Source organism: Paenarthrobacter sp. CM16, from assembly GCF_013179505.1.
GTDB lineage: Bacteria > Actinomycetota > Actinomycetes > Actinomycetales > Micrococcaceae > Arthrobacter.
The window spans coordinates 1-1,198 of sequence record NZ_JABMCX010000553.1; the positions used below are offsets into that span (position 1 = coordinate 1).

At 62.1% G+C, this 1,198-nt stretch carries 1 protein-coding gene; it reads left to right on the forward strand.

Going from position 1 to position 1,198, the window contains the following annotated elements:
- Window positions 1-103 precede the first annotated feature (103 nt).
- The coding region (locus tag HP499_RS24415) for an acetyl/propionyl/methylcrotonyl-CoA carboxylase subunit alpha (protein WP_253951783.1) at window positions 104-1,198 on the forward strand (1,095 nt) is incomplete at its 3' end.

Sequence of the window (1,198 nt, forward strand, 5' to 3'; positions counted from 1 at the left end):
CAACGTGGGCATCACGGAACTATGGGACAACGACGAGCAGTAGAAGCACTTTGTAGCAACCCTACAAAGGAACATCGCCTCACACACGGAATCCCCCATCAATATGGGCGGAACCCTCACAATCGCGCTAGGCTCCTCAAGGACAGAAGGAGTCAACAACTTGTCAGCTAACCCGGCGCAGCCCATTTCCAGCCCTCTTACCAAGGTCTTGATTGCCAACCGCGGCGAAATCGCGGTCCGCATCATCCGAGCCGCCCGGGACGAAGGCATTGCCTCCGTAGCGGTCTACGCCGATCCTGACCGTGACGCCCTCCACGTCCGTCTGGCCGACGAAGCCTACGCATTGGGCGGCAACACTGCAGCCGAGTCGTACTTGGTGATGGACAAGATCATCGACGTCGCCAAGCAGTCCGGCGCCGACGGCATCCACCCCGGCTACGGCTTCCTGGCCGAAAACGCCGAGTTTGCAGCCAAAGTCATCGATGCCGGCATCACGTGGATCGGCCCTTCACCCGAAGCCATTTCGGCCCTTGGCGACAAGGTCCAGGCCCGCCACATCGCCGAAAAGGTGGGAGCTCCCTTGGTCCCTGGTACGGCTGACCCCGTGGAGTCCGCCGACGAAATCTTGAAGTTCGCCGAGGAATTCGGCCTTCCCATCGCCATTAAGGCTGCCTTCGGCGGCGGCGGGCGCGGCATCAAGGTTGCCCGCACCATGGAGGAAATCCCGGAACTCTACGAATCCGCGGTCCGTGAAGCCATCGCCGCTTTCGGCCGCGGCGAGTGCTTCATCGAGCGCTTCCTGGATGCCCCGCGGCACGTCGAAACCCAGTGCCTGGCCGATGCTTTCGGCAACGTCGTGGTGGTTTCGACCCGCGACTGCTCGCTCCAGCGCCGCAACCAGAAACTTGTTGAAGAAGCCCCGGCTCCGTACCTGAGCGAAGAGCAGAACAAGCGGCTTTACGAGTCCTCCAAGGCCATCCTCAAGGAAGCCAACTACCTTGGCGCCGGAACGTGCGAGTTCCTGGTGGGCCAGGACGGCACCATTTCCTTCCTCGAGGTCAACACCCGCCTGCAGGTGGAGCACTGCGTCTCCGAGGAAGTCACGGGAATCGACCTCGTCCGCGAGCAGTTCCGGATCGCCCGCGGTGAAGCACTGGGCTACGAGGACCCCGAGGTCCGAGGCCACTCCTTCGAATTC